The organism is Psychrobacter sp. R86515, from assembly GCF_042466315.1.
In the GTDB taxonomy this organism is placed as follows: Bacteria; Pseudomonadota; Gammaproteobacteria; order Pseudomonadales; family Moraxellaceae; genus Psychrobacter.
The window spans coordinates 2,360,070-2,383,782 of sequence record NZ_JAXHCC010000001.1 but is presented as its reverse complement, the minus strand read 5'-3'; the positions used below and the strand labels follow the sequence as shown (position 1 = coordinate 2,383,782).

The following is a 23,713-nucleotide window of genomic DNA, read 5'->3' as shown; positions in this document are numbered from 1 at the left end:
TATTTACTCAAACGAAAATATAGGTGAATTATGAAAAAATTAATGACAGCTTCTATGGCGGCCAGTGTGCTACTGCTTGCAACCCAAGTAAACGCAGCCAATCTACAACTACAAGCATATAAACCAGATCAAAATGCTATTTTCCCAGTGACCTCTGTGCTGGCAAGTGGCGAGAAAGATGCTATCTTGTTTGATGCACAGTTTAGTGTCAAAGATGGTGAAGCATTGGTTGATATGATCAAAAAGAGCAATAAAGACCTAAAAATGATTTATATCACGGCAGGCGATCCAGATTACTACTTCGGTCTTCAGCCTTTAGTCAAAGCCTTCCCCAATGTAAAGGTTATGTCTAGCCCTTCTATTATTAAACACATTGAGGCAACTAAAGATGCAAAATTAAAGCATTGGGGCCCAATCCTTGGTAAACATGCGCCTACCAAGATCACAGTACCGCAAACACTTGATCAGTCCACATTGACCTTAGAAGGTCACAAAATCGAAATCAAAGAGATGGGAACCCATCAAGCATATATGTGGGTACCAGAGTCAAAAACCGTTTTCGGCGGTGTGTCGGTAACATCAGGTATGCATGTGTGGACTGCTGATACCCAAACTAAAGAAGCTCGTAGCGAGTGGATGCAATCATTGGAGCAAATGAAGCAATTAAAGCCAAACCTTGTGATACCAGGTCACTATTCAGGCAACCTACTCAAAAAAGACTATGCTGTTGATTTCACTCTCAGTTATCTAAAAACCTTTGAGCAAGCACTGGATGAGGCAAAAAAGCAAGACTCCAAGCAGTCAGAAAAAGTAATTTCTACCATGGAAACAGCTTATCCCGCGTTATCTGGGGATACTAGTTTACAAATAGGCAGTAAAGTAAATACAGGTGAAATGAAGTGGTAAATACGGACTATTAGATAAAAAGTATTATATTTTGCTAAGTCTGTTAGCGAAATACGAGTGTCAAAATGCTGGCGTATGAATGCTTGATCAATCAGCATACGCTAGCACTTTTAATGATAAATGAGAGTAACTAATGACAATACAGTATCGTCGTGCTATGCCTGAAGACTTTACAGCCATTGTCGACCTCTTTGTCGTCAATATGAATTTGAGTGTATTTACTACTGCTACAGATAAGCAGGTTCTAAAGCAACTGGCTACCCTATTTCTTGCGAAAGACTGTCATCGTGCTACTTTTATACAAGTTGCAGAATATGATGACATTATTTGTGGTGTGGTTATAGGTTTTACTAAAGAAGATTCATACAAGGCATTACCATTCGATGATAAGCCTATTATTGATCAGATAGAACACAAGTTGCGTCTATCTGATCAAGGTCGACAGGTATTAAGTGATTTACAGAAAAAAGAAACGGCTGGTGCGAAACGAAAGACAGTCAATTTTGATAGCGAGCTACAGTTCTTCTGTGTAGATCCAAACTATCGTCGTCACCGTATTGGAGCGACGTTGATTCAAGCATTTGAGGCTTATCTCGTGGCACAGGGTGCAGACACGTATGCACTACATACAGACACCCTGTGCACTTATCAGTACTACGATAATAATGGCTATCAGTGTGTTGATGAGTATCCCAACCGCCTAAACTCGCAGATAATGCACTATACCTATGCCAAATCTTTATCTCAACAAGCTTGTATAGACTATCTTTAATTAGCCAATAAAGCGGCTTCGAAAGGATAGTTAGTAAGGTTTTCAAATCCAGTGTCTGTAATAATGATTTGATCTTCAAGTTTGACACCATTTTTACCACCAACTCGACCTACATACGCTTCAACGCAGAGTGCCATACCCGGTTCCAGCACACCACTATAGCCATGGCATTCAAGGTCTTCAGGATAACGAATAGACGGGTATTCATCACAAAGACCAACGCCATGCATCATCACACCATATCTTTGCGCTCTATATTCTTCAGGAAGTAATAAACCAGATTTTGTCACCTCTTCAAATGTCATTCCTGGTTTTAATATAGTCATGTTGTGTTGGATATGTTCATAAGCTACCTGATAGAGATGCTTTTGCTCTGCACTTGGCAAGCTCTCTCCAATCATCCAAGTTCGAGACAAGTCTGCACACATTCCATAAGGGCCAATCAGATCTGTATCGAATGCAAGTAACTCACCCTCCTTCACAATTCTAGGGCCGCTTTCTTGAAACCAAGGATTGGTTCTAGGCCCTGAAGAAAGAATTCGACATTCTATCCACTCACCACCTCGACGAATATTTTCCGCATGAAGAATAGACCATATGTCATTCTCAGTGATACCGGGTACTGTTGCTTCTTGCATGCACTTCATCGCAACCTCTGTTGAGGCAATTGAACATCGCATGGCATTAATTTCATCTTCGTTCTTAATAGATCTAGCAAACTCCATCACTTCCTGACCATCAAAAACATCGATTCCTAACTGTTTTATCTTATTGAAACCAGCAATTTCAATTTTATCGATAGCCAATCTTTTATTGTCTCCAGCATGCTCCCGTAAAATAGATTGAATTTCTGAAGCAAACCTAGAGGCATGTTCATCAGTTCTATCACCGGTTTCAAAGTAGAAGAAAGAAGCGCCTCCTCTGACTTCTTTGATCAAAGGAAGGTGTGCTGATAAGTGCTCACAATTATGAAAATCCCATAAAATAAGATGTCCTGATACAGATACAAAACAGGCTCTAGAGTGATTGTGGGTTACCCATACCTGCATATTTGTGGAGTCAGTCGCATATCGAATATTAAGAGGATCAAACAATAAGATGCCTCCAAGATCTCTTTTCTGTAGTTCTTTTACGATTCTTTGGAGGCGGTATTCGCGCATTCGTGTAAGGTTGGGAGGTGTCAGCCCTAGCTCAGCCCACTCATTGAATGCAAGATCTGTTGGACCTATCTCGACACGGTCATTGTCGTTAAGAGAGCCATCAGCTTTAAACGCGCCACCTCAACGCCGTGAAGGGTCGATTTTTCGATTTGAAGATGTGACTGAAAATGTGGTTATATTGCTCATTATTTGGCCTACCTCATAGTAATAACTCCAACAAACACAGGCTCCATTGAAGACTAGAGCCTTGCCTGAATGGTTGTATCTATAATAATTTGCCACAAAAAATGAGTATGAAAAAACGATTTAAACACACGAATTCATGACATAAAGTCATGCTAATATTATGACGCTTTCTTTCTCCGCTCTCTATGTTTCAAAACGCTATAAGGCTGTTCTTTTATATTTAATGGACTCAAGCGTGGCGAGCCAAATTAAAGGTAAGACAATAAGAGCCGAACCTATCAAAAGACTGATATCAGGTATTTCATCAAACCATACGATGCCGATAACCACTGCTCCTAACAGACCAGTATATTCTGCACTAGATATTTTATGTGCTTCAACCGCTCGGTAGACCAGTACGCAGATACCCGCATAGATCAAAATAAACAAATTTGAGCCTGCTGCTATCCATAGCGCGTACCAACTCAAAGGAGCATGTTCCCAAATAGCCAAACCAAGCCCCAACGGTATTCCGACTAAATTGGTCAAAAACAGTGTTTGTGCAACTGTGTGATTCGAAGGTAATTTTCGCACTAATAGGTTGTTTGTCGCCATGGTTAAGGCCACGATCAGCGCAAATATAGCACCCATATTAATTTGTGTTGGTTTTACCACGACAAGAATACCTATGAAGCCTAGTATTGCCACAATGATGCTTGGTGCTGTGAGTCTGTCTTTATAAAACAGAAACCCTAACGGCAACATCAGTAAAGGTGCAGTATAAAAAATCGCATTGACCGTGGCTAGCGGTAGCGCTTGGATAGACAACACCATGAATACCGCGCCAAACAACCAAATATGCCCACGTACAAAATGCCATTTTACGTTACTAAGTAGCTTGGCTTTTTGGTTAAATAAACAAAACGGTAGTAGCATCAAGACAGCTGTTAGCTGACGCAATAGCACAAACTGATAGACCGCTGCACCATCTGGCAACTCTTTTATCAGTGCATCTGAAAGGACTGCAATCATGTTTCCTGCAACCAACAGTATCATTGCAAATCCAACACTCATCTTCGGCATTATCATGCTTATCTCAAAATACATAAAATTTTAAATTAAGCCATTCAATCCAATGGTCAGATAAATAGTATATTCGCGTATACTCATGACGTATAATGATATAAAAACGTTTAGTATTAGTTGAACTCATAATGAAACTCCCCCCATTACGTGCCATACAATGCTTTGAATCTGTAGCAAGGCTCAATAGTTTTTCTAAGGCGGCAGAAAGCCTCAACGTGACGCAAAGTGCCGTGAGTCATCAGGTTCGAACGCTTGAAGAATATCTTGGTGAAGCGTTGTTTTATAGGCAGGGCCGAACCCTTTCTTTAACAGATATAGGCGAGCGTTATTTCACAGAAGTAAATCAATCGCTGACGGCTCTGTCCAATACCAGTCAGGCCATTCGCCATGATAAGCCTGGCCATATTCGCCTAGCGCTGTATAGTTCAGTGGCTGTCAATTGGTTGATTCCTCGGTTAGAAAACTTCCGCGAACAGCACCCAGAGATTGAGCTGACCTTAAATATGGTGACAGACCAAGACGACTATAATGAGCAGTGTTCGGATTGCTTTATTACCGTCAATCCACCGAAACGCAATGTAGTCAGCAAGCTTTTATTCGCTGAGAAGCTATTTCCTGTCTGTGGCCAAAAACTTTGGGCGGAAATAAAGGATCAGCCATTGCCTGAGGCGTTATGGCAACACCCTATACTGTCCGTAAAATATTCTGACAAAAGTGAAGGTACGGCTAATGATTGGCTAAAATGGTGTAAAGCAGGCGGGTTTGAGCTGCCAAGCGAGGTAAAGATTAATCAATTTAGCCATGTACTGCTTGCCGCACAGGCTGCACGTTATAACTTAGGTATTACGCTTACCGACAACTATATGATGCTAGAACAAACACATCAGCAAAATCTTGTCAAAATCCCAATGCATGAATTACTCACTGGCGACAGTTTCTATTTCTTTTATAATGACTTAAAGTCAAATCAACCAGACATCATTAAATTGAGTCGTTGGTTAGAGTCACAATGTCTTTAAAAGTGTTTTAAATAGCATTTTAAATAAGTGTTTCTAACGACCATCATTAACGAGTATTACCTATAATTGCGACCATAAACACTGTGAAAGTATCAACCCCCTACGATAAAGAGCAAGACCTATGCAAATAATCCTCAATCAAATGGATATTACCGATTATCAAGTATCAGTAAATGCTGCTGCGATATTAAAATCAATCCATGATCATCAAGTTTGTGATGGCTTTATGATTTTTCCAGAACTTGCTTTGACTGGCTTTCCGACGCTAGACAATATTGAAGCGTTGTATCATCAATCAACAGAGCACTTTCACAGCATATTGGAAGCAAGCAAAAATACAGATTCAACCATCATTATTGGACATATTGACAAGCAGGATCAACTTTTCTATAACGCATGTTCTTTTATAAAAAACGGCAAAATCATTCATAAACACCGAAAGTCAAAGCTTTGGCTTGATGATGTTGGGGTATTTACAAGCGGAGAAGACTTGTCAGTGGTTAGCATTAATGATGTGGTTTGTGGTGCTCAAATTTGTTTTGAGCTAGAGTTTCCAGAAGGCTCAAGAGCACTGGCAAAAAAAGGCGCACAGATCATATTTATGCCAAACGGCAATATGTCTCCTTATGCAAATACCCACTATGTATTGACTCAAGCTCGGGCTATAGAGAACCAATGTTTTGTGATTACCTGCAATGGTGTTGGCGTCGGTCATGGCGGTCAGTTTGTAGGAGAGAGCCTAATCGTCTCTCCTACAGGACGAATTATCAAAAAACTTGGTTCGTCGCCAGATATAGTAACAGTAAATATAGATTTAGAGGAACTAGAGCAGTCTAAGCAAAACTATCAATATATAGACTTGTCTTAATGTAACCATAGAGCTTAATCATTAAACTGAGTGGCAAGGTTATTTTCTGGAGAAAACACAGTGAAGAAAAATCACGGTTACTTATCGCGGCTGATGTCTGGTGGCTTGAGAGCCGATGGATTATCGTTGAGCTAGTACAGCGCAGTCTATATATCCTATGACTTACTATTCTCAGTCTCTCAAAGCATCTTCAACAAAGCTCAACCGGTCTTGACCAAAGAACATTTCACCATTTACAAAGAAGCTTGGTGCCCCAAATACCCCTCGTGCTACTGCTTCTTCGGTACTAGATTTTAAACGCGCCTTGACCTCAGGCTCACTAATACGCGCCATAAAATCAGTCGCCTCAATGCCTACTTTCGACAGAACTTCAGCCACAACTTCTGGTGATTCCATATTTAACTTTTCAGCCCATAGCGCATTGAAGATAGCGGATAAATAACTCTCAAATTTAGGTGTCCCCAAATAAGCGGTAACACCGCGCATAAGCTGCATCGTATTGACTGGGAAAAATGGATTGAAGCGAAAAGGTACGTCATAGATGGCTGAAAAACGCTTAAGGTCTTTGAGCATATAAGCGCCTTTAGCAGGTATGGCAGCTGGAGAGGTGTTACCAACGGCTTGAAACACTGCGCCAAGTAACATAGGTCGCCAAACAATTTCGGCATTGTGACGCTGCGCGTTACTCGCTAACTGTGTCCATGCCAAGTAACTGGCTGGGCTACCCACATCAAAGAAAAACTCTACTTGTTTACTCATCTTTGCATTCCTTGCAATATATTAAAAATCCATTAAAATTTTGATGGTTATTAACCAGATAAGATTAAAAAGTTTCCATCCATGGGCGTAAATCTAGCTCATGCGTCCAGCTATCCCTTGGCTGACAGTGCAACTGCCAATACTGCTCAGCGATATGTTCTGGATTTAAAATACCGTCTTGGTCTTTTAGCTCATAGCGCTCAGGAAAGTTATCACGAATAAAGTCAGTATCGATAGCACCGTCAATGATAGGATGTGCGACATGTATGCCCTTTGGTCCCAACTCTCGCGCCATGCTTTGTGCCAGTGCCCGTAGAGCAAACTTAGCGCTAGCAAAAGCCGAAAAACCTTTACTACCGCGTAAAGACGCTGTTGCACCCGTAAAAATAATTGTCCCCCTCTTACGTGGAATCATGACTTTTGCCGCTTCTCTACCTGTCAAAAATCCAGCCAAGGCACCCATCTCCCACACTTTTCGATAGACCCTCTCTGTCGTATCTAAGATGGAGAAATGAACGTTTGCCCCGATATTAAACACCACCACTTCAATCGGCCCAATGTCTTTTTCAATATGAGCAAACAGCTCAACCATCTCTTGCTCGACACGTGCATCACAACCAAATGGCTTGACTACTCCCCCAGCCGCTTCGATATCACGGACTAATGCCTCTAGCCTCTCAACAGTCCTTCTGGTCACGCACAAAGTAAAACCTTCTCGCGCAAAACGTCTGGCAACAGCACTGCCAGTGGCATCGCCTGCGCCGATTACAACTGCTACGGGTGCTCTGTTCATGTCTATTTCCTTATAGGTTCCTTTTTAGAACTAACAAAAACATAGCTTTATTTTTGGACCCTGTCAAGCTAACCTATGACTTAACGATAAAGGAGATAACCTATGCGCTGGGATGAACTGGACCAACAGTCTTGCTCGGTGGCTCGCACTTTAGCAGTCATTGGTGATCGTTGGACGCTCATGATTTTGCGTGATTGTTTTTTGGGAGTCAGACGATTCGACGTATTTGAGCAACGCTTGGGCATTACACGCCATGTCCTATCTAACCGTCTTCGCAAACTGGTTGAATACGATATTTTAAAAAAAGTCGCCTATCAGCAGCGGCCGCTACGTGAGGAATATAGACTGACAGAATGTGGATTAGATTTGCACTCTATCGTACTGGCATTGGTCAGTTGGGGTGATAAACACATGGCTGATGAACGCGGGGCACCGCTGTTACATAGACACAAGGCATGTGGTCACATTATGCATCCGGTGACAATATGCTCCAAGTGCGCTGAGCCCATTACTGCACGTGATATTGAGGTTGAGATAGGACCCAAATGGATCGGTAATGATGAAGTGAGTATTTAATATAGTAGCGGTTGATGAATAACTAGAGCTAGACATCAGAACACTTTATTTAAAAGACTTAACCTTTTACGGTTGTACTGTACTACAGCCTGAAGTATTCCAAAACCTTGTTAACTGTATCGAACAACGTAAAATAAATCCAATCGTGGCGTGTACCTTTCCATTAAAAGAGATACATACTGCTCAAGCGGTTTTCTTAGAAAAGAAACATGTCGGTAAAATCGTTTTGAACGTTGCTCAAGAATAATCATCGATCAATAGCAAATAAATAGCGTACAAATGGCTTTGAATATTTTATTCAAAGCCATTCATATCTAAATCAATAAACGCTGTTTTGAAACATGAAAGTCAACCTTATCAGTCATGACTTTCAACCATTCATTTTATTGTTAGTAGCAGAATATAAATCAAATCTATGAGATAACTGTCATTTCAGTGACGACAAATTCATCGACCATCCCATCTGTTACTTGTACATAGCTCTGGAAATGCGGGCTTTGTACATGTTGCTGAAGACACTCGTTGTTTTCCCAAATCTCATAAACCACGAAACCGTTACTATTTGCATTTTCTTGATGTAAGTCATATTGAATACAACCTTGATCATCTTGTGATGCTGCTGTCAGTTTAAGCAGCTCAGTTTTAACTTGTTCAACGTGCTCAGGTTTGGCTTTGATAGTGGCGACGATGGTAAGTGGTTTGTTTGCTTGCGTGCTCATCTATTTATCCTATATTTGTTATTATCATTGATTTAAATAGGTCCAACGTGTCTGCTAAAAGCGTCACATTGGACCTATTAATCTAAATGGCGTTATGCGTTATGCAGACCAGCCTTCTAATACAATCTTGCCATGCGCTTGCTGTTTTTCTAGCATTTGGTGCGCACTACGTAGATGTTCAGCGGTGATAGCCCCAAGATTGTGAGCGACCGTGGTTTTGATCTCGCCTGCATCAATCAATTTTGCCACCGCATTTAATAAATGATGCTGTTCAATCATGTCTGGCGTATTGAACATTGAGCGTGCAAACATAAACTCCCAGTGCAGACTTAAGCTTTTGGTTTTAAGAGGGTTGGCATCTAATGATTTTGGATCATCAATCAGTCCAAGCTTACCCTGCGGCTTTAAGCATTTAATGATTTCTTCATAATGATCTTCAGTATTATTGAGACTCACCACATAGTCTACTTCAGCAATACCTGTTTTTTGTAGTTCATCAGACAATGGGTTACGATGATTGATAACATGATCAGCACCCAAATCTTTGAGCCACTGCACGCTCTCATCTCTCGAAGCTGTACCAATAATCGTGGCCGACGTTCTTGTCTTTAATAACTGAGTTAAGATAGATCCAACACCGCCCGCTGCGCCAATGACCAATACTGAGACGTTATTAGCATTCTCGCTACTATCGCTGTCATTCGCTGCGCTATCAGACACAGGCACTTGTAAACGGTCAAATAACATCTCCCAAGCTGTAATCGTCGTGAGTGGTAATGCCGCTGCCTCAGCGAAAGACAAAGAGGCTGGCATGTGTCCAACGATACGCTCATCGACCAACTGATATTCAGCATTGCTGCCTGAACGGGTCAAATCTCCAGCATAATAGACGTTGTCGCCTACCGAGAATAAACTAACGTCTTCACCGACAGCCGTCACAGTACCGGCAGCATCCCAACCAATAACAGCATACTCACCCTCTGCAGCAGGACGCCCTTCACGGATTTTGTAATCTACTGGATTGACTGATATGGCTTTCACTTCTACGAGAATATCGCGGCCTGAAGCAATTGGCTTATCAAGGGTAATGTCTTGTAGCGACTGTTCATTATCGATAGGTAGATTGCTTTGATAACCAATGGCTTTGATAGTTTGCATAATATTGTGTCCTGTTTTTAATGAGAAAATTTTTAATAATAAAATTTTTAATAATAAAATTTGAAAATATAGTTATTTGAAAATATAGTTAGTAATGGTTTAATTTTTCGAAATTTATTGATGCTGCTAAATGCAAATTTTATGCATCTTATGCAAAAATTGACTGTAATACTGTCTGAGTATGCTGCTCAAGCTCTGCAATGGCTGCTTGGTTTAGAGCATCAGCATGTGGTCGACCAAACGCCCCTCTTGCATCGCCATGTACGCCATCTGTTATATCGTTATCAAAGTATTTACCAGTACCATCAGCGAACTCATCCGAGATGGCCAATGCAGTTAGGATATTTGCGCCCTTGTCTGCTGATGACCAATGTTGACCATACGCTTCGTTGGCCATTTTTGTGTTCAGTAGCGAGCCTGGATTGACGGCAATAACATTGATATCGTTGCTAGCGACGGTGTCAGCTAATGCCATACTCCACATCGTGAGTGCCAGCTTACTTTGGGCATAAGCATCCTTATCATCGAGGCGGGTCTGGCCTGCAAGTGCTTGATAAGATATGGACGCTTGCGCAGCTGAGCTTAAGTTCACGATACGCGCTTTATCAGACTGCTTTAGCAAAGGTAATAAAGCATTGGTCAGCTCATAAGGCGCTAGGTAATTGACTACGAAACGTACATCCAAACCGTCTTTAGTCATTGCTGATGCCGTGGTATAAATCCCTGCGTTATTTATGAGCACATCAAGCTTGGTCAGTTTTTCATTGACGTCTGCTGCCATCTTGAGCACATCCGTTAGATCAGAAAAATCAGCCACAAACCCATCAATATTATCTACTGCTGCGCCTGTCGCGACTGCTTGAACTTCTGCAATGACGTTAGCAAGTTTGTCAGCATCGCGGCCATGCAGGTACACTTGGTGCCCAGCTTCTGCCAGTTTTAGCGCTGCCAATTTGCCAATGCCATCTGTGCTGCCAGTGATTAAAATTGTTTTAGTTGTATTCAGAGTCATAAACCGCCCTTATTGTTTGAATTATTGTTTCAGTTTTGGATACCTGTTCTATTTTATCCGTCGTGATAGCGTCCATTGTAATGAAAGTGTTGTGCTTCAAACAGTAGCCATCACCTAAAACACTTTCAATATAATTTTGAAAGTGAGTTATATTTAAGGGGTTATTTAAACTGTTACCTAAGCGGTTGCTAGTTAGACTGAAGATAATGTAACTATCGACAAAGCCACTCTATTTCATTGTAGATCTCACAAGTGATAGTAATAGAATCAAAACATTAAGCAGTACTATCTAAATGGTATTGCACTGAAAACCGTCTAGATAGTCGCGTTGATATAAAAGAAGGGCGGCTCGTTGAAGCGGATCGTTGAAGCGGCTCATTGAAGTCGGTTTAGGAAGTTAAGTTAAACAGCCTAGTGCCGTACAAGCGTATTTAATCGACTATGTGCAGTATTTAGGCTTGAGTGAAGAAATGGCTCATCAAAAAATTCGTTGATTCAATCAATTTTTTACCCCTACAAGTTCAGGAAGCTGTTGTAATAACCATTTCCGGAATTTGGTCACACTCATTGACGTGTTATGTCGACCTAAAGGCTCTAACATATAAAAGTTTTCTGCAGTACGTAGAACGGTATCCACTGGGCGCACTAGAGCGCCACTTTTCAGATAGTCATCTACAAGTGAACCCCACGCCAAAGCAATACCTTGACCATTGATTGCAGCCTGAAGCAACATCGTGTAATTATTGATATGGACTTTGTTTTTAGGCGTGATAGTAGGATAACCTACTTCACTAAACCACTCAGGCCAAGTCATCCAGTCTATTCGTGCCTCATCAAGATTCAATAAAGTACCACCAAATATTTTCTCTAGCGATCTATCATTATTAAACTGTACCAAATAATCTGGACTACAGACAGGGAACACTTCTTCTGGAAATAGAGGGGTTACCTCCATTCCTGCAGGTGGTACTCGGCAATAAAACAAAGCTAAATCGCAGTCCATACTATGCAAATCTACAACATTATCAGTTGCTAGTATTCTCAGGTCTATGCCTTCTTCTTGCTGAAATCGTGCAACCTTAGGCAGTAGCCAAAGTGCTGCCATTGCATGTGTGGTGGCTACTGTGACTTGATTTTCACCGCGCCATTTTTTGATTTCTCCGGTCGCTTGGGCAATATTAATCAGCGCACCATAAATGCTTTGATAATACTGCAATCCAGTGGGCGATAAAGAAATCTTACGGTTGGCTCGAATAAACAACTCTTTGCCAAGATACTCTTCTAATTGGAGTATCTGACGACTGACGGCTCCTTGCGTGACGTTTAGCTCATCGGCAGCTAAGGTAAAGCTCTGGTAGCGAGCTGCTACTTCAAACATAATAAGGCTGTTCATCGGTGGTAATGGCTTGATTTTCATCGACACTCCTAGCTTGTCATCTTGGCAATAACTAATCTATTCCTTAGATTAGAACGTAAATAGAATCAGATCGTAAATAGAGACACCTGAAAGCTTGAGTATATCACTAGACGTCATAAAAACTGATCGCGGTGTTTAACACTTCAAAAGTAAGGACATTAAGATATATGTATGTTAATCATTATCACTTAAATGCGTTGTTATTGATTCTAATACCAATATTTATAAGAACGGCTATAAAAGAACAAAGCCCTTTAAATCCTAAGACTTAAAGAGCTTTGTGCTTAAATATCGCATTTATGTCAATCCATGGATTTCTTTCCAGTTACCAGGGTGCACAACATAGCCAAACAAGGCATGACCACCGTATATAAGCTCTGTTCCTTCAGGAATCCAAAGCATCTGTCCTGGACGCACTTCGTACTTTCGACCATTAGCCGTTAACTCAAAGCAGCCTTCTATCACAAAGACAACCTCATCGTAGAGTACTTGCCATGAGACCTCTGCACCTTCCCAACGAGCAAAACCTATTCCCATATTTGGAGAAACGTCAGGCGTTAATGCCCTAGCCACATAAGCCATGCCTGGAGAGTCGCCACGTACACTAAATTCGAGGTTCTTACTATCTATTAATCTTACTTCACTCATTATTATTTCCTAGCGATTGCTATAGTTCACTGCGACTTTGCCATTTTGCGAGATTGATGCGAAATTTGACCCCCAGTCCTAAAAACGGTTCTGGTGGGTTTAAGCTTGGCATATCAGTCACATATTGAATATCACGCAAATCTTGGGAGTCTGCTCCTACCACCAGATCTGCGAGTAGCGTTCCAGAAATGGTTCCCCACGCCGCACCAACACCGTTGTCACACGCGCTGGCATACACGCCATCTTCTAACGCTCCAAAGAAGTTCGTAAAATTACGTGAGATGGCATAAACACCTCCCCATGTATGGGTTAAAGGCACACCTGCCAGCTCAGGATAACGGGCTAAGAATGCTTTTCGATGATCCGTCTGAACCCATTGGCGTGTCTCATCACTGATGCTTTTGCCATATTTTGGTACATGTTTGTAGGTATTACGAATAAGGATGCGGCGATCCGCAGTCATGCGTAATGTCGTGCCAGCATGGTCAGCTGGTGTTAACCCCCAGTTTAAGTCACCTTTGTATATCTTCATCTCTTCATCAGTTAACGGACGAGTCCAACTGGCAAAAGTCATCACGGGTAATAAACGATTTTTGAGATAGCCAAACTCTCGTGTAAAGATACTAGTGCCCAGCAATAACTTAGGTGTAATCACTGTTCCTTTATTACTGGTCAGTACCCAATTACCATTTAATTTCTGTATGTCTGTAATTGGTGATTCTTCAAACAGTTCTACATTCTCAGGTAGATTGTTACCCATTCCTTGTACTAAAGCGGCAGGCTGCATGAGGTAAGAGCCAGGCGTAAAAATAGCACGGCTATAATAATTGGTTCCAAGAACGCTACTGAGCTCTGCTTTATCTACCCAGTGATAAGACTCCCCTAGATTTTTCATCAAATGCTCAAAATGTTTTAGGTGCTCCTCACCACGTTCGCCAACTGCGCCTTGGTACTTACCTACCGCCGACCACTGACAATCGATGTTGTGCTGTTCGACCAATCCTTGCAACTGAGATATGGCGGTTCTATTTAGGTGTAATAGCTTTTTCTTAAGCTCAGGATCTGGATGCTCTAATGAAAACTTATGTGGTAAATCTATCACAAAGCCTGAGTTACGCCCTGAGGCCCCTTCTGCCACACGCTGCGCATCTACCAATATAATACGCGCCTCTGGCTTTAGCTCAGCCAATCGTCTTGCGGCCGCTAGGCCAGCAAAGCCTGCACCAATAATTGCATAGTCGGCTTTTTGTGTTCCAAGCAGCTTTTTGGCAGGTTCTGGCGCAGGCAATACGGAATACCAACCACAGCTTTTGTCATCATTCGGTAAATTAACCATTATTATTTCCTCAAGCTGCCGTTTTATTGAGCGTTATTTTTTCAAGCCATTGATTGCGCTGGCTTTGTAATGTCGCACCAAGCAGTGCAAAGCCTGTTAGATTGCCTGTCTTATCATAAAAACCTGCAGCCAGCTCTTGCCCATACTGCTCAACCCTCCAGTCCCCAGCGCCAACCCCGGGCAATATACTCAGCGGTAAAACAGGCGTCTTTACGATGATCGGCGTCGCCTTCAATGATGCCGGCGTCGGCTTCCCTAATAAGCTATTGACCAGAGCAGGTAGCGCCTGATTAATAGGATTGATATAAGGTGCCCATTCACCATTCACCTCAGCGCAATCCCCTAATGCATATATTGCAGGGTCACTACTCTGGTGATTTAAATCAGTCTGGATACCTCGTCCTGTGATTAAACCTGCTGTTTGAGCCAATGCAATATTTGGTCTCAAGCCAACGGCACTGAGTACCAAGTCTGTCTCTATACATTGTCCATCTTGTAGCGCTAACTGATAACGACCACCGAGTGACTGAACAGAGCGGATACTATTCTCCAGCTTCCACTCCACACCAATTCCGCTCAACGCTTGCTGCAACGCGCTACCCAACTGTTGCGGAATTAGTCGCTCCATAGGCCATTTGCCCAACCCTACCACGGTGACAGCCATACCATGTGCTGCCAGATCATTAGCAAACTCACAACCAATCAAGCCATCACCTAAAATAGTGATATGTTTCTTATCGGTTAAATGAGAGCGGAACTGTTTGTAATCTGCTAGATCGTTCACACTGAATAGAGCAGACTGCTCACCTTCTACCGGAATGACAATTGGCGTCGCGCCAGTCGCTAATACTAAGCGTCCGTAGGTATATTCACCTATTGTGGTGTAGAGTCTTTTTTGTGAACGATCAATTTTGTTGATACGAGTGTGTGCGTATACACGAATATCTAAGCGTCGCTCCCAGCTCAGCGCAGACTCTCTTACTAGATCATCACCGCTTTTGCCTAGAGCAAGCGCATTAGATAGTGCGGGTTTACTGTAGACCGATCCATCATCGGCGGTGAATAAGGTAATAGACAAATCTGGAGACTGGCTACGCAATGCTGACGCTAACTGGTAACCTGCATGACCACTTCCGATAATAACGACTGGTTCAATAGTATTATCAACGATAGCGTTGCCAATACTTTCCTCTTCGTCGTCGGTAATCTCGAGCATCTCAAAATCAGCTTTTGTCACTTGACAGTCAGGGCACAACCAATCTTCTGGAATGTCTTCCCATCTTGTGCCAGGTGCGATTCCATCAGCAGGCCAGCCTTTCGCCTCGTCATAAACCCAACCACAGACAATACATAACCATTTTTTCATTGTGCCTACTCCCCTTGACTCTGTGACTACTTGTTGTGTCTCAAACGAATACCAATATTGCGCGTCTGAACATAACTATAGATGGCTTCCTGCCCTTTTTCTCGACCAAAACCTGACAATCCTACGCCGCCAAAAGGCGTCTCAACCCCGCCTGCAAACCACTCATTAATGAATATCTGCCCAGCAACCAGTTTGTTTGCCACCCGTAACGTCTGACTTAACCCTTCACCAAATACGCCAGCCACTAAACCAAACGCTGTACCATTGGCCATCTCAATCGCTTGCTCTTCTTCATCAAATGGCATTATCACTAAGACAGGTCCAAAGACTTCTTGCTGCGTGATACTCATCTCATGGCTAGCTTCGATAATCGTTGGCGATACAAAATAACCCTCTAAGTCAGGTGCACTGCCACCTGTCAAAATACATGCGCCCTCTTCACGAGCAGAATCAATCATTTTTAGAATCTGCTGCTGTTGACTCTTAGATACCACAGGCGTTAAATCAGAGTTATCTTCACCTACTCCGATACTTAAGCTCTGTGCCAAATCAACGACTGCATTTTTTACTTCGTCATAACGGCTGCGATGTACCAGTAAGCGTGACATCGCTGAGCATACTTGCCCAGAGTTATAGAAAATACCGACCTTGACACTACTCAATAACGTGTCTAGATCCACATCTGCTAGTGCAATGGCAGCAGACTTTCCTCCCAGCTCCATCACCGAAGGTGTTGCGCATTCAGCAGCATCTCTTAAGATGCGTTGCCCAGTTGGTACTGAGCCTGTAAATACAATTTGATTGGTTTCTGAATGCTTGACTAAGTGCGAGCCAACCTCTGAGCCTTTGCCGCAAAGTAAGTTCACCGCGCCTTGTGGAAAACCAGCTTTTTCGATAGCTTTAAATAACAATGTCATAGCGATGGGCGAAATCTCAGGAGATTTTACAACCACCGCATTGCCAGCGGCTAAAGCTGGCGCCAAAGAACGCGCGCAAATGGATACAGGGAAATTCCAAGGGACAATCTGTACTGATATACCCATTGGCTCGTATTGAGTAAAATTGATGTAGTCTTTGCCCAATGGCACAGATATTCCTTCAATTTTGTCTGCGATGCCAGCGTAATATTCAAAGTAACGGGCTGCTTCGATGAACTCATCACGAGCCGTATCCAAGTTTTTACCATTTTCTGAGCACAGTACTAAAGCGGCCTCTTCCGTAATTTTACGAATTTCCTCAGCGGCCTTGAGCATCCAAGTAAGGCGCTGCGCTGGGCGTATATCGGTAAGCAGCCCTTGGCTCACACAATGCCTTGCTCCAGCCATTGCTAGATCAGCATCCTCGATACTTGCTTGAGCAACAGTGGCATAGGGTGCTCCAGTAGCAGGGTTCATCACAGTCAGTTGACTGTGTGAGTCTTTCCACTCACCATTGATATAGTTGAGGTAATGTTGCATCTTATGCCTCCTTTTCTAGTGCAGCTTTCGCTTGTGTGGCTAGCCATTTTTGGAAGAAATGTGTTGGTAAGTCCATCTCGGGTGAAAACACACCGCCACCAAACCCTGGAGAATGACGACCTTTTTGTAGACCTTCGACCGCCGTAATGTCTTCACTGAATACCACACGCCAAGACTCTAGCGTCGCTGTACGACAAGCTGCATAAATGTCTTTAGCAGATTCATCACTGACAAAGTACAAGCGGAGTTTTTCAGTCGTTTTTTCGGCACTGATAGGATCAATCATCATCGCAAATACATGGTCTGCTTGAATGCCCAATAGTACGTTTGGAAACAGAGCCACATATTCAGCGTGACGCAACTTGTCATCTGGCCAGCTTGGGAACTTAGGTAAATGAGTGCCTTGAGTATCAGACAAGTTGTATTTATAGCTACCTTGTCCTGCGAAGCGGTCTTCAAACATAATGTTGTAATGGTCTTCTAGCTTTGAGTACGTGTTCAATGCTGGATGCACCCAAGGTAAATGGTAGGCTTCGCAGTAGTTTTCGACCGTCAACTTCCAGTTACTATCTACCTCAATCTCTAAACCTTCACTCATATCCACACGGTGGATTTGATCGACACCACTCTCTCCCCAAAACGGCTTCCAACGCTCTAACAAAGGAGCGATATGCGCTTCAAACGGTGCGGCATCCCCTGATATGTTGACGAAGACCATATCCATCCAAACACTAGAACGTAATGCCCGTAGACCATGGTCTTCGCATTTAAAACGCTCATCTTTGTGTTTGCCTATACCGCCTACGTGCGGCGTTCCTTTTAAATTTCCGTCTAAATCGTAGCTCCAAGAATGGTACTGACAGCGAATCACGCCCTGTACCACGCCCTCTTCATGAACCAGTTTCATACCGCGGTGACTACAAACGTTATGGAATACTTGTACCGTACCTTCACGATTGCGCATCATCAATAATGGCAATCCCATAAATTCGACAGGTTTGATATAGCCGTTTTTAATAAGGTCAGAGGCAAACCCAACACATACCCAAGTTTTGCTTAAGATGTTATCGCGCTCAAAATTGAAATACTCTTCGCTGACATAAGCAGTATTAGGCATACCACTTGCTTCAGTGATGGGGTGCAAAACACTATCTACTTGTTTGATTGAGATGCGGTTGTGGTTAGTTTGGTTCATGTTGAATCTCCATGTAATAAAATGACGCATACTTCCTTGCGTTGGCTGTAGCCATTTATGAGCAATCTGTACTGCTTGATGAAGATTCTGCTAGACATTGCGGAGTTTGACAAACGACTTTTTTGCTAGATATTCATGAGTTTTTGTCATGTATTTTATAAAGATTCTTTGTATTAAATACCTACAATTGTTTTCTATTAATAAAACTCATGTATTTATGATAATAAATAGGTTGAAAGGTACTGGCACATAGCACTACCCTGAATGACCCAAACAGGCAGCTGGCTATGGAAATCTGGCTGTTGTAACGTATTCAAGGAGTGATCATGCTAGCTACATCAGGCATTTTTAAAGGACTAAATCCAACCATAACGGTTGTCTCAAAAGTATTGGTTATTGCTTTCGTATTGTTCTGTGCGCTCCAAGCAGAACAAGCTGGAGCGGCCTTCCAAAACATTGCAACTTTTTTATTACAAAATTTTAAATGGTTCTATATTTTATTGATGACTGGCGTTGTTATTTTATTGCTTTTTATAATGTTCAGTCGTTTTGGACATATACGCCTAGGCAAAGACGATGAAGAGCCTGATTTTAGTTTTGTCAGTTGGATCTCCATGCTTTTCTCAGGCGGTATAGGTGTCGGTCTGGTTTTTTGGGCGGTTGCTGAGCCTATGAACTATTATATAAGCAATCCTTTTACTCCAGGCTTAAGTGACGAATCTGCAAGTATGGCCATGCAGCTCACCTTCTTTCACTGGGGGTTACATCCGTGGGCAATATTCTGTATGACTGCCTTAGCTCTAGCCTACTTTAGCCATAGAAAGGGGCTACCTTTAAGCTTAAGATCTGTACTTTACCCAATTATCGGTGATCGTATTTATGGTCCTATTGGTCATACTATAGATATTCTTACTATCTTCGTTACTGCATTTGGTATTGCTCAATCTCTGGGAATGAGTGCGCTCCAAATGAATACTGGCTTGAGCCAAGTATTTGGTATTGAAAACAGCCTATTTAACCAACTTTCTTTACTGGCTTTCTTATGTACTATTGCAACTTATTCGGCAGTCACTGGCGTCAACAAAGGTATGAAGTATTTATCTAATCTAAACATGTTGTTGGCACTCTCCCTAGTTATCATTCTGCTTGTCATCGGTCCAACTCGCTATCTAATACATACGCTAATTGAAACCACGGGTAACTATGCTCAAAATATCATAGGCATGAGTTTTTGGAGTGATACCCAAAAAGACTCGGGCTGGCAAAACTGGTGGACGGCTTACTATTGGCCGTGGTGGATGACTTGGGCACCATTCGTTGGGATGTTCGTCTCGCGTATTTCAAAAGGACGTACTATTCGTGAGTTAATTGCAGGTGTACTTCTTGTTCCGACTCTGATTACAGCAATCTGGATGTCAGTCGTAGGTGGCTCTGCTTTAAAAGTTGAGCAGGATGCTCGTCACAGCTATGAAACGCAAGCGGCCGCACTAGTCGAAGCAGGTCTACCTGCTCAAGAAGCTTTTACTGGCGGTCCGGTAGTTGAAGCATTACAGGTTGATATGACTTTCTCTTTGTTTACGATGTTCGAAAGTATAGGTGGTGACTTATTAGGTCAGACTTTGAGTGTTTTTACCTGTATTTTGCTTGGAACATTTCTGATTACTTCAGCAGATAGTGGGACTTATGTCTTGTGCTTTTTAGATGCAGAGGGGGCGCAGACCTCCCCTAAAAAAATGCGCATCATTTGGGGTATTTTGATTGCAATTATTGCAGGTAGCTTACTTTATGCTGGAGGGCTTAAGGCTATGCAGACAGCCTCTATCATTGCAGGCTTTCCAATCTCAATCTTCCTCTTTATCATGTGTATTACTCTATTTAAGAGTCTAAAAGAAGAGGCAAATAGGATGGGCTTATAATGTTTTCAACTTGAACGTTTAAAACACTGATCAAGATATAACAAAAGCATCATCATAAAATCTGCTTTACCTGATTAAAATAGAAACTCTTAGGAGTTTCTATTTTTTTGTTTGATACCTAAAATGACCGTTATTTAGAATTGCTGTTACTTGAAACGACTGCTCCCTAGAGTAACTACTAGGGTGTGTCCTCATTTTAAAAATGGTGATAAAAATGAGATAAATTGCCGTCAAACAAGGAAAATGGCGAAGATAATATCGAGATATTAGTCAGCTATTTGACGCCGTTTGGCAAGATTTAGCCATTTTTAACCCATTTAGATAACTATCGATTGAATTGAAGACACGCCCTAGACAGACCTAAGCACACCCCTCTTTTACATAGAAATCAACGTCACCGTCTCTTGTATAAACGAATAGGAATGCCTGAATCAAAGTATGTTAGATTGTTATTCTTAACTCAAATGAGGGCATTCTTCTGAATACGTTAATATTTTATAACTGGTTTGAAAAACTTCCTACAGTTATTCAGGAGGACATTCGTTCAGCGATGACTCAACGAACGCTATCTGACGGAGAAGCCTTGTTTCGTATACAAGAACCGTCTAATGAGCTGTACCAAGTAGTATCGGGTAACATAAAATGTAATATATATAGCCATGATGGTACAGAGGTAGTCATCGGTACGCTATTATCAGGAGAGACATTTGGTGAGCAAGGATTGATAGATGAATTACCCAGAGCCACCAATACCTATTCAGTAGGTGATTCTGTTGTCAATGTATTGAGCAAGAGACATTTTTTTCGACTTAACAACAAGTACCCTGAGATAAACGCTCAGCTCCTAATCATGTTCTCTCACCGAATGCGGGTTGCCTTCGAGATTAATACTGACAATCTGACGCTTCCCTTACATCAAAGATTGTCACGATGTATATATAGGATAGTGGTCAATCAAAGCTCAAAAATGGCACAAAGCAATGAGCTAGAAATTACTATTTCACACGCAGACTTAGCAAGGATGGTAGGTGCCTCTCGGCAGAGCGTTAGCAAAGAGCTTAAACAAATGGAGAGAGACAAGCTTATCTGTATTCAATATGGAAAAATCGTTATCAACAGTATGGATGCACTCTCAAAAGCCTATCACGATGCTAATTAAACAGTCGATTGAAGCGATACTAAATCATCCATAATTAGCGCGATTTTTTCAGATTCTGTATCAGACAGACCAGGTAAAGGCGCTCTGACCGTTCTTTGAATAGGCAAGCCCTTAAATCTTAGAGCTTCTTTGATTTTAGCGTGAGAGCTGGTCACATTTTTTATCAGCTTCACTGGGCTCGTGCTAAGTAGACTTAACGCCAGAAACTGGGTTTTTTCCGACAGAGTCAACGTATTCACAATCGGCAACATACGCTTTAATGGTGCTCTATATTTTTTGAGATTTTTATCGCTGTTTTGAATAGCACAAAAATACTCATGTGCTTGCTGTGGCAGTACCGAGGCAATAGGACAAATCGCCCCTGCTGCACCCAGCTTTATTAAAGGCTCTAATAACAAGCTAAGCCCGCTAAAGTAGAGTGTATCTGGTACATCAGACAAGATGCGTTTGGCCGTTGGAATATGTACAGAACTGTCTTTGATACCAATAATATTGTCGATTGAAAGAATGGCAATCAACTGATTTGACGTAAATGTCTTTTGAGTGATTTGCGGGAAATAGTAAAACAAAATAGGTTTTGCAGAGTGTTGCGCAATACATTCTAATGTTTGTAGATAATCTTCAAAAGTGCTTTGGTAATAATCAGGAACCAATAGCAATATGTAGTCAACGTAAGCGCTATATGAGGCTATTTTTTCTATCGCCTGCGCACTGCTATACGCATGGACACCAGCAATAATCGCCTTGCTACCGTCTAGATAATTAAAAGCTGCCTTAATAATGTCATATTGCTCACTGTCTGAAAAATAAGGCAACTCCCCACCGCTTCCAAGCAAAGTAACACCCGGTAAATCTGTTTGATTGTAATACTCCAAACAAGCTTTTAAACCCTCAAAATCAATGCTTTCATCTTCATGTAATGGCGTATGAACAACGGGATATACGCCATGTGTCATGGTCTTAGTCTTAGTCGTCATGCAAGTCATGTGGCTTCTCCAAATAGAAGGTATTTAACTGAGCAGGTTATTAAGTGGTTGATTGAATCGCTCAATGACATCGCTATTGAGCGATTCAATACGGCTTACCCCCATCAATCCTATCGTCGCAGCTATCTCCTGCTGATAGAGAGCCAACAGCTTGTTCACGCCAGCCTCTCCTTGCGCTGCCATCGCATATACCCAAGAGCGCCCTATCAAAACGCTGTCTGCCCCCAGCGCTATGGCCTTCACGACATCGACACCATTGTGTATACCACCATCTAATAAAACTTTGGTTTGCTGCCCAACGCTATTCGCTATACTCGGCAACTTATCAATGGTAGACGAGACACCATCTAGCTGACGGCCTCCATGATTGGAGACAATAATGCCATCTGCACCTGCATCGACCGCTGCTTTCGCATCATCTGCATCCATGATGCCTTTGATGATAATATTGCCACTCCAATTATTACGAAGCCATGCAATATCTTTCCATGTGGCGCTTGGATCAAACTGGCTTTCTACAAACGCTTTGTATCGATCAAGGTCACTTGCACTCTCAACTTTGTGTTTCAGGTTGCCCAAACTGTGTGGTTTTCCCAAAATGCCAATATCGAGCAACCATCCTGGCCGCATTAACAACTGCGTTAGATAAGACATTTTTCCTTTTGTAGAGCCACCTAACATACCATTTCGGTAGTCTCTTAAACGCATACCAGGCAGTGCTAAATCGACCGTGAATACCAGCGTTTTACAACCTGATGCAGCAGCACGGTTTAACATATCTAGCACAAGTGCCCTATCACGCAGCATATACAGCTGAAACCAAAAAGGCTGATTGGTCGCACTTTGCACTTCTTCAGACGAACATATCGCTACGGTAGACAGGGTAAATGGTATGCCATTTTTTTCTGCTGCCCTCGCCGCTTGCACTTCTCCGCGCCTTGCAAACAGTCCAGCCATGCCGACTGGTGCTAATGCTAACGGCATAGACAGAGACTCTCCAAAAAGAGTCGTTGAGGTATCGACAGCTGACACGTCTCGCATGACTCGCTGTCTTAGCGTATATCTTTTAAAATCTGCTGTATTCGCTTGCAATGTTTGCTCAGCATTTGCGCCGCCCTCTATGTAATCGAACAAAAAATTGGGCAAGCGTTGTTTGGCCTGTCTTTTATAATCATTGGTCGTAATAGCCACGACATCATATTTACTCATTGTTTTTCTCCAAAGCTACCTCTAAGGTCAG

The 23,713-nt window shown here is 42.2% G+C and carries 22 protein-coding genes and 1 pseudogene; 8 read left to right on the top strand and 15 right to left on the bottom strand.

Annotated elements, in window-relative coordinates:
• Nucleotides 1-30 precede the first annotated feature (30 nt).
• Both SJY28_RS09950 and SJY28_RS09945 read left to right on the top strand, forming a co-directional pair.
• Entirely contained in the window at nucleotides 31-906 is an 876-nt protein-coding gene (locus SJY28_RS09950; RefSeq protein WP_379544324.1) for an MBL fold metallo-hydrolase, read from the top strand.
• Between the two features lie 133 nt (nucleotides 907-1,039).
• The gene (locus SJY28_RS09945) at nucleotides 1,040-1,678 is read left to right on the top strand and encodes a GNAT family N-acetyltransferase (protein ID WP_379544323.1); all 639 of its coding nucleotides are present in this window, start codon (nucleotides 1,040-1,042) and stop codon (nucleotides 1,676-1,678) included.
• Here SJY28_RS09945 and dddP read toward each other — a convergent pair.
• Nucleotides 1,675-2,943: pseudogene (dddP, locus tag SJY28_RS09940) on the bottom strand (dimethylsulfonioproprionate lyase DddP); the annotation flags it as partial. The gene SJY28_RS09945 and the pseudogene dddP sit on opposite strands and share 4 nt — an antisense overlap.
• A gap of 279 nt (nucleotides 2,944-3,222) precedes the next feature.
• Nucleotides 3,223-4,092 carry a DMT family transporter gene (locus SJY28_RS09935; protein ID WP_379544322.1) on the bottom strand — a complete coding sequence of 290 codons (870 nt, stop codon included), beginning with the start codon at nucleotides 4,090-4,092 and terminating at the stop codon, nucleotides 3,223-3,225.
• 125 nt (nucleotides 4,093-4,217) lie between these two features.
• On the opposite strand from SJY28_RS09935, the gene SJY28_RS09930 reads away from it, so the two are divergent.
• A complete protein-coding gene (locus SJY28_RS09930) occupies nucleotides 4,218-5,108 on the top strand; it encodes a LysR family transcriptional regulator (protein ID WP_298810786.1) in 891 nt (296 codons plus the stop codon).
• A 121-nt stretch (nucleotides 5,109-5,229) separates the two neighbouring features.
• Nucleotides 5,230-5,976 (top strand): carbon-nitrogen hydrolase family protein, encoded by a 747-nt coding sequence (locus SJY28_RS09925; RefSeq protein WP_379544321.1) that lies wholly within the window; start codon nucleotides 5,230-5,232, stop codon nucleotides 5,974-5,976.
• 171 nt (nucleotides 5,977-6,147) lie between these two features.
• Here SJY28_RS09925 and SJY28_RS09920 read toward each other — a convergent pair whose 3' ends face one another.
• Nucleotides 6,148-6,735 carry a 2-hydroxychromene-2-carboxylate isomerase gene (locus tag SJY28_RS09920; RefSeq protein ID WP_379544320.1) on the bottom strand — a complete coding sequence of 196 codons (588 nt, stop codon included), beginning with the start codon at nucleotides 6,733-6,735 and terminating at the stop codon, nucleotides 6,148-6,150.
• A gap of 64 nt (nucleotides 6,736-6,799) precedes the next feature.
• On the bottom strand, nucleotides 6,800-7,528 hold the full coding sequence (locus SJY28_RS09915) for an SDR family oxidoreductase (protein ID WP_379544319.1): 729 nt from the start codon (nucleotides 7,526-7,528) through the stop codon (nucleotides 6,800-6,802).
• Between the two features lie 102 nt (nucleotides 7,529-7,630).
• Between SJY28_RS09915 and SJY28_RS09910 the strand changes: the two genes are divergently transcribed.
• Entirely contained in the window at nucleotides 7,631-8,104 is a 474-nt protein-coding gene (locus tag SJY28_RS09910; protein ID WP_379544318.1) for a winged helix-turn-helix transcriptional regulator, read from the top strand.
• A 34-nt stretch (nucleotides 8,105-8,138) separates the two neighbouring features.
• The gene (locus tag SJY28_RS09905) at nucleotides 8,139-8,351 is read left to right on the top strand and encodes a zinc-binding dehydrogenase (RefSeq protein ID WP_224737985.1); all 213 of its coding nucleotides are present in this window, start codon (nucleotides 8,139-8,141) and stop codon (nucleotides 8,349-8,351) included.
• Between the two features lie 166 nt (nucleotides 8,352-8,517).
• Here SJY28_RS09905 and SJY28_RS09900 read toward each other — a convergent pair whose 3' ends face one another.
• The 9 genes from SJY28_RS09900 to SJY28_RS09860 form a co-directional block, all read right to left on the bottom strand.
• Nucleotides 8,518-8,823, bottom strand: a complete 306-nt coding sequence (locus tag SJY28_RS09900) for a putative quinol monooxygenase (protein ID WP_191115302.1) — start codon at nucleotides 8,821-8,823, stop codon at nucleotides 8,518-8,520.
• Between the two features lie 99 nt (nucleotides 8,824-8,922).
• Nucleotides 8,923-9,972, bottom strand: a complete 1,050-nt coding sequence (locus SJY28_RS09895) for a zinc-binding alcohol dehydrogenase family protein (RefSeq protein ID WP_379544975.1) — start codon at nucleotides 9,970-9,972, stop codon at nucleotides 8,923-8,925.
• Nucleotides 9,973-10,129: 157 nt separating this feature from the next.
• Complete coding sequence (locus SJY28_RS09890; protein WP_379544317.1) at nucleotides 10,130-10,993, bottom strand: SDR family NAD(P)-dependent oxidoreductase; 864 nt, start codon at nucleotides 10,991-10,993, stop codon at nucleotides 10,130-10,132.
• 499 nt (nucleotides 10,994-11,492) lie between these two features.
• Nucleotides 11,493-12,410, bottom strand: a complete 918-nt coding sequence (locus tag SJY28_RS09885) for a LysR substrate-binding domain-containing protein (protein ID WP_379544316.1) — start codon at nucleotides 12,408-12,410, stop codon at nucleotides 11,493-11,495.
• Nucleotides 12,411-12,707: 297 nt separating this feature from the next.
• The gene (locus tag SJY28_RS09880) at nucleotides 12,708-13,058 is read right to left on the bottom strand and encodes an ethanolamine utilization protein EutQ (RefSeq protein ID WP_379544315.1); all 351 of its coding nucleotides are present in this window, start codon (nucleotides 13,056-13,058) and stop codon (nucleotides 12,708-12,710) included.
• Nucleotides 13,059-13,077: 19 nt separating this feature from the next.
• A complete protein-coding gene (locus SJY28_RS09875) occupies nucleotides 13,078-14,394 on the bottom strand; it encodes an NAD(P)/FAD-dependent oxidoreductase (RefSeq protein WP_379544314.1) in 1,317 nt (438 codons plus the stop codon).
• 10 nt (nucleotides 14,395-14,404) lie between these two features.
• Entirely contained in the window at nucleotides 14,405-15,760 is a 1,356-nt protein-coding gene (locus tag SJY28_RS09870) for an FAD-dependent oxidoreductase (protein ID WP_379544313.1), read from the bottom strand.
• Nucleotides 15,761-15,786: 26 nt separating this feature from the next.
• Nucleotides 15,787-17,217, bottom strand: a complete 1,431-nt coding sequence (locus SJY28_RS09865) for an aldehyde dehydrogenase family protein (RefSeq protein WP_379544312.1) — start codon at nucleotides 17,215-17,217, stop codon at nucleotides 15,787-15,789.
• A 1-nt stretch (nucleotide 17,218) separates the two neighbouring features.
• A complete protein-coding gene (locus tag SJY28_RS09860; protein WP_379544311.1) occupies nucleotides 17,219-18,412 on the bottom strand; it encodes an aromatic ring-hydroxylating dioxygenase subunit alpha in 1,194 nt (397 codons plus the stop codon).
• Nucleotides 18,413-18,738: 326 nt separating this feature from the next.
• On the opposite strand from SJY28_RS09860, the gene SJY28_RS09855 reads away from it, so the two are divergent.
• The gene (locus tag SJY28_RS09855) at nucleotides 18,739-20,328 is read left to right on the top strand and encodes a BCCT family transporter (protein ID WP_379544310.1); all 1,590 of its coding nucleotides are present in this window, start codon (nucleotides 18,739-18,741) and stop codon (nucleotides 20,326-20,328) included.
• A 550-nt stretch (nucleotides 20,329-20,878) separates the two neighbouring features.
• Nucleotides 20,879-21,487 (top strand): Crp/Fnr family transcriptional regulator, encoded by a 609-nt coding sequence (locus SJY28_RS09850; RefSeq protein ID WP_201569081.1) that lies wholly within the window; start codon nucleotides 20,879-20,881, stop codon nucleotides 21,485-21,487.
• On the opposite strand, the gene SJY28_RS09845 is transcribed toward SJY28_RS09850, so the two are convergent.
• Both SJY28_RS09845 and SJY28_RS09840 read right to left on the bottom strand, forming a co-directional pair.
• Entirely contained in the window at nucleotides 21,484-22,473 is a 990-nt protein-coding gene (locus SJY28_RS09845; protein WP_379544309.1) for a dihydrodipicolinate synthase family protein, read from the bottom strand. The two genes, SJY28_RS09850 and SJY28_RS09845, sit on opposite strands and share 4 nt — an antisense overlap.
• A 24-nt stretch (nucleotides 22,474-22,497) precedes the next feature.
• Nucleotides 22,498-23,682, bottom strand: coding sequence for an L-lactate dehydrogenase (locus tag SJY28_RS09840; RefSeq protein WP_379544308.1), 1,185 nt, complete (start codon nucleotides 23,680-23,682; stop codon nucleotides 22,498-22,500).
• Nucleotides 23,683-23,713: the final 31 nt, after the last annotated feature.

What these genes read in the sequence shown, in the direction of transcription:
- SJY28_RS09840 (WP_379544308.1), bottom strand. Translation starts at nt 23,682, where the DNA reads ATGAGTAAATATGATGTCGTGGCTATTACGACCAATGATTATAAAAGA.
- SJY28_RS09925 (WP_379544321.1), top strand. Translation starts at nt 5,230, where the DNA reads ATGCAAATAATCCTCAATCAAATGGATATTACCGATTATCAAGTATCA.
- SJY28_RS09880 (WP_379544315.1), bottom strand. Translation starts at nt 13,058, where the DNA reads ATGAGTGAAGTAAGATTAATAGATAGTAAGAACCTCGAATTTAGTGTA.
- SJY28_RS09950 (WP_379544324.1), top strand. Translation starts at nt 31, where the DNA reads ATGAAAAAATTAATGACAGCTTCTATGGCGGCCAGTGTGCTACTGCTT.
- SJY28_RS09865 (WP_379544312.1), bottom strand. Translation starts at nt 17,217, where the DNA reads ATGCAACATTACCTCAACTATATCAATGGTGAGTGGAAAGACTCACAC.
- SJY28_RS09920 (WP_379544320.1), bottom strand. Translation starts at nt 6,735, where the DNA reads ATGAGTAAACAAGTAGAGTTTTTCTTTGATGTGGGTAGCCCAGCCAGT.
- SJY28_RS09945 (WP_379544323.1), top strand. Translation starts at nt 1,040, where the DNA reads ATGACAATACAGTATCGTCGTGCTATGCCTGAAGACTTTACAGCCATT.
- SJY28_RS09890 (WP_379544317.1), bottom strand. Translation starts at nt 10,993, where the DNA reads ATGACTCTGAATACAACTAAAACAATTTTAATCACTGGCAGCACAGAT.
- SJY28_RS09860 (WP_379544311.1), bottom strand. Translation starts at nt 18,412, where the DNA reads ATGAACCAAACTAACCACAACCGCATCTCAATCAAACAAGTAGATAGT.
- SJY28_RS09855 (WP_379544310.1), top strand. Translation starts at nt 18,739, where the DNA reads ATGCTAGCTACATCAGGCATTTTTAAAGGACTAAATCCAACCATAACG.
- SJY28_RS09900 (WP_191115302.1), bottom strand. Translation starts at nt 8,823, where the DNA reads ATGAGCACGCAAGCAAACAAACCACTTACCATCGTCGCCACTATCAAA.
- SJY28_RS09930 (WP_298810786.1), top strand. Translation starts at nt 4,218, where the DNA reads ATGAAACTCCCCCCATTACGTGCCATACAATGCTTTGAATCTGTAGCA.
- SJY28_RS09845 (WP_379544309.1), bottom strand. Translation starts at nt 22,473, where the DNA reads ATGACTTGCATGACGACTAAGACTAAGACCATGACACATGGCGTATAT.
- SJY28_RS09885 (WP_379544316.1), bottom strand. Translation starts at nt 12,410, where the DNA reads ATGAAAATCAAGCCATTACCACCGATGAACAGCCTTATTATGTTTGAA.
- SJY28_RS09870 (WP_379544313.1), bottom strand. Translation starts at nt 15,760, where the DNA reads ATGAAAAAATGGTTATGTATTGTCTGTGGTTGGGTTTATGACGAGGCG.
- SJY28_RS09910 (WP_379544318.1), top strand. Translation starts at nt 7,631, where the DNA reads ATGCGCTGGGATGAACTGGACCAACAGTCTTGCTCGGTGGCTCGCACT.
- SJY28_RS09850 (WP_201569081.1), top strand. Translation starts at nt 20,879, where the DNA reads ATGACTCAACGAACGCTATCTGACGGAGAAGCCTTGTTTCGTATACAA.
- SJY28_RS09935 (WP_379544322.1), bottom strand. Translation starts at nt 4,092, where the DNA reads ATGATAATGCCGAAGATGAGTGTTGGATTTGCAATGATACTGTTGGTT.
- SJY28_RS09915 (WP_379544319.1), bottom strand. Translation starts at nt 7,528, where the DNA reads ATGAACAGAGCACCCGTAGCAGTTGTAATCGGCGCAGGCGATGCCACT.
- SJY28_RS09875 (WP_379544314.1), bottom strand. Translation starts at nt 14,394, where the DNA reads ATGGTTAATTTACCGAATGATGACAAAAGCTGTGGTTGGTATTCCGTA.